Origin of the sequence: Bartonella sp. AP30XZML, from assembly GCF_042195945.1 — a bacterium.
In the GTDB taxonomy this organism is placed as follows: domain Bacteria; phylum Pseudomonadota; class Alphaproteobacteria; order Rhizobiales; family Rhizobiaceae; genus Bartonella.
This window is the reverse complement of the sequence record NZ_JBHIPJ010000082.1, coordinates 1-4733: the sequence shown is the minus strand read 5'-3', so window position 1 is coordinate 4733 and position 4733 is coordinate 1. Positions and strand designations below refer to the sequence as shown.

The 4733-nt window shown below is 37.4% G+C and carries 1 protein-coding gene and 1 pseudogene; both read left to right on the top strand.

Annotated features, from left to right (window positions below; genetic code table 11):
• Positions 1–2738 (top strand): annotated as a pseudogene (locus tag ACFIL2_RS06275) (autotransporter outer membrane beta-barrel domain-containing protein); the annotation flags it as partial.
• Positions 2739–3791: 1053 nt separating this feature from the next.
• A partial coding sequence (locus ACFIL2_RS06265) for a right-handed parallel beta-helix repeat-containing protein (protein ID WP_375680502.1) occupies positions 3792–4733 on the top strand: 942 nt, incomplete at its 3' end.

Below are 4733 nucleotides of genomic sequence, written 5' to 3'. Positions count from 1 at the left end.
TCTTTAAACAATGTAACCGTCACTCAAGCAAACACAGGCATATTTGCAAATGATCACTCCACAATAACAGTCTCTGGAGGTTCATTTGATTCAAAACAAGCAACAATATTTGCGCAAAACGGCAGCACAATCACTATAAATGATTCTAAAATTACATCATCTGATAACACTGGGCTCCGGGCAAAAGACAATGGCACCATCAAAATGACGAAAGGAAAAGTTAAAGGAGGAATTTATGCAGCATTAACTGCTGAAAACGGTGGACATATTAATGTTATAGATGTTTCTCTCTCAGTAGCCACAGGTGGTGGAGCTGGTGCAAATGCCAGCGGCCCTAATAGTATGATCGAATTGCACGGAACAGAAATTGATCATGCTTTTCTTGGGCTTTATGCAGAAAAAAATGCTATAATTAAAATGACCGGAGGAACTATTACAACTTCTACAGTTGGTGCTACCTTTTATGACAGTAAAAACAATGAAAATAAGTTGGAAGATGTGACAATATCGAGCAGTCAAAAAGATGAAACAGTGGTGTTTACAGGATTAAATTCCCAAGCAAGCAATGTCACTTTAAAAAATGTACACATTACAAATGCAAAATTCGGTGTATATGCAATGGATCATTCTAAAATCAAAATATCAGGAGGATCATTTGTTGGAAACGATATAGGGATTAACGCAGAGAGTGGCAGCACCATTGCTTTAACCGATGATACCAAAATTACATCATCTAATGGTTATGGGCTCCATGCAAGTGGACTAGATTCCACCATCACAATGACGAAAGGAAACATAACGGGGAAAGAGGCAGCATTGACTGTTGAAAACGGTGGGCAAATTGATGCAACAAATATTTTTGCAACAGCAGAGAGAAATGGCATAAAATTTGAAAATCCTGAAGAAGATACAACCTCAGAAATCAATTTAACCAACGCAAAGCTTCACATTAAAAACGGCATTGGAATTAATGTAGATGAATCAACCGGCACAGTCAATCTTGGCAAAAAATCAGAAATCCGTGCCGACGTTCTATTAGTAACCAAAGCTTCAGCTGAAGAAAATGATTTAGCTTTTACACTCAATTCTGATAACTCCATATTAGAGGGTAGAGCAAAAGTTATTAACAGTCCTAAAACAATCTTTAATTTGCAAAACAATACACAATGGATTGTAAAAACCAGCACAAACGAAAAAGATGATGATGGCAATCTACTTGATATTGCTCAAAGATCTCGTTCTGATGTTTCTGTGCTAAACCTCAACAACAGCTCTATCGTTTTTGAGAAACCAACAGAAGATCACTACCAAACATTGCATATAGGTTCTGGTAAACCAGACACGCAAGAAGTCTACAATGCAACGGATGATGCGAAGATTTACTTCAACGCTGAATGGAGTGATGGTGCTGCAATAAATGACCAAAAAACCGATAGACTTTTGATCCATGGAGATATCTCTGGAACCACATCAGTTTATGTTACGGGGCGCTTAGAAGAGAACAATATCGAAGCAAATACCTCTGCTGCTGCCAATATCCGTGGTCTTTCACTCATTCAAGTTTCTGGAAAAGCAGAAGAAAACTCTTTCAAACTGGTAAATGGCTATACCACAAGAGATGGCTTACCGGATATGTATACACTACGTGCCTATGGACCAGAGTCAAGCCATGGACAAGCCGATGTTGCACAAAACCTCTTTGATGAAAAGAATGAAAAATTCTGGGATTTCCGTTTACAACCCGAGCTGCTTGGCTCCAATTCTGGTTCAAATCCTGATCCTGAAACAAATATCCCTACCGTTGCCCTTGTACCACAAACAGCAANAATCCTGATCCTGAAACAAATATCCCTACCGTTGCCCTTGTACCACAAACAGCAAGCTATTTGGTCATGCCAAATGCTCTCTTCTACAGTGGATTAACGGATATGGCTAAACAAAACGCGCTTTTAGCCAATATCAGAACATCCGTCTTAGGAAAAGAAGAGGAGAAACAAACTGGTTTCTTCCTTTACACCTATGGAAGCACAGGAACTTTATCTTCTGAGCGTGGTCCTCTCAAATATGGTTATGGTGCTGATATTCGTTATACTGCTCTCCAAGCCGGTGTCACATTGGCAGCAATTGAAGGGCAAAATACCACAACACATTTCGGTCTTGTAGGCACCTATGGGCAGCTGTCTTTCACACCAAAGGACATGAAAGATGCAGGAAAGAACACGCTGAATAAATGGGCCATTACAGCCTATGGCAGTATACAACATAACAGTGGTTTCTACATCGATGCACTCTTATCCTATGGTATCCTAAAAGGGCATATCGCCAATGCCATCAGAGGCAATACCGCAAAGTTGAACGATGCCAAAATGTTGAGTATCTCCACCACTGTTGGCAAAGAGTTTGTAACCGGAATGGAAGGCTTAACCTTTGAGCCACAAGCACAAGTTGCCTATCAACATTTGATGTTTAATACCATTGAAGATGCTGATAATTTTACCGTTGATATGAAAAATCCTTCTCAATGGTTAGTACGCATTGGTGGACGTTTGACAAAAACCATTTCCACTGAAAACAACCGTCCTATGTCTTTCTATGGAAAAGTAAACTTGATCAAAACCTTTGGTGATGATGGTACCATTCATATTGGCAGAGATTTTGACCTTGATCCTATGGGACCTGCAATTGAAGGCGGCGTTGGCATCAATGCACAACTCTCCCACAATTTCTCGCTTCATGGTNTTGGTGATGATGGTACCATTCATATTGGCAGAGATTTTGACCTTGATCCTATGGGACCTGCAATTGAAGGCGGCGTTGGCATTAATGCGCAACTGTCTCACAATTTCTCGCTTCATGGTGATGTAAGTTATCAACAAAATNTGATGTAAGCTATCAACAAAAGCTTCAGAAAACTGGTATAAGTGGTGCAAGCTTTTCAGGTGGTATACGCTATCAGTTTTAAGGAAAGGAAATTCTTCTCGGAACCTCTTATTTTAAGCAGAGCAGCCTGTGCCCTACATGAGAAGGAAAGCACATGTACAAGCGTATGAGACTGAAAAAAGTGTAAAAGCGAGCGTTGCTTTCCCGTTCGTTTGCACAGAAAGGCTGCACAACTCTGTATTGTGCAGCTTTTTTAATTTTCTATAATATTATGTAGCCCTTTTGTTGATATTACCTCTTGTAAATAAACCCTGCTTTTCTTTTCTGCTAAAGTCCTTTTTATTCCTTAAAGAAACCTCTTTCTTCTTCATGCAGTAGATGTACTAGCTTTTCTTTAAAGGAATTCCCTTCACCTCTTTACGGCAGAAGATCTGCTGCAAAATACCTTTTTGCGCAGAAAATCCAATCAGGCATAACAAACATAACACAATGCTTTGTACTCAATTTATCTAAAATGCTCAGGAAATCATAAAGAAGAGCTAAAGCTTTATCAATCATCATAAGTATTATTTAAGTATATACATAAATATATTTTAGATATACAGAAAACAAATATTAAATTCATTATGTGATTGAAATTATAATAGTTTATATTTAATAATTTGTTTTATAAATTATAAATTACATAGTTATTTACAAAATAAAAAACCATTTAATAAAAATTTATTATAGAATACAAGTAAATAATAAATTTAATATATAAATGTAAAAATAAATAAAGTATAAAATTATATAAATACTTTATATAAAAGTTAAAATAATATAACCTCCCGATGAAAATTGTGTGTTCTTTATCCTTTTTATAAGCGGGGAGAGAATATGCGGAGGCTTATAAGTTAAGGAAAATCTTCATGTCTAAAAAATTTTTACTATCCTGTACAGCTGTTGCGACAATCGCGCTGTTTAGTGCTCATACTAATGTAAAAGCCGAAAAAATCTTAATGAATTTTCATGGAATAACTGAGGAAGCATCCAACTTCACTGTTGGCGGTATAATAGTGATAAAAGGTAGTGGAATAATTGGAAAAAATTTAGCAATAATTCACGACAGCAAAAACATGGAGGACGACTGGTTGAGCACTGTACGCATTATCGAACCTAATAGCTTTCTTGACTTATCAGAATCAACGATTAAGGCTAAAGAAATCGGTGTGATGGCAACAGACGGTGGTATAATAAAAATGAATGCAGTAGGTATTATTGCTCCTACAGTAGGCTTATTTCTCGAAGATAGCAAAAGTGATAAAAACAAGCTGAAAAATGTGACAATAACGAGCAGTAAAGATGACTTAATGGAAAAAGGAATAGCTCTTTATAAGGAAAGTAAAGTCATCTTGGAAAACGTAACAGTTACTCAAGCAAAAGTGGGTATAGAAGCGTTGGATAATTCTCAAACAACGGTATCAGGAGGATACTTTAATGCAAAAGAGCATGGAATATACCCTGGTACAGGCTCTACAATTACTTTAAAGAACAATGTTACAGTGTCCTCTGATGAATATGGCCTCAATGCAAATGGTGCACAATCCAAAATCACGATGATTGGGGGAACTGTAACTGGGAAAAAAAATGCATTAGTTGCAGCAAATAGTGGATATATTGATGGCATAGATACCACTCTAATGGCAGATGGCAATGGAAAAGGTGCATGGGCTAACGGCCCCAACAGTACAATTGAATTGCATGGCAATACAACAATTAAAGAAGCTGCAATCGGACTTGAGGCAAAAGACAATGGTATCATCCAAATGACAGGAGGATCTATCACTGTTTCCGAGACAGGGGCTTCTTTT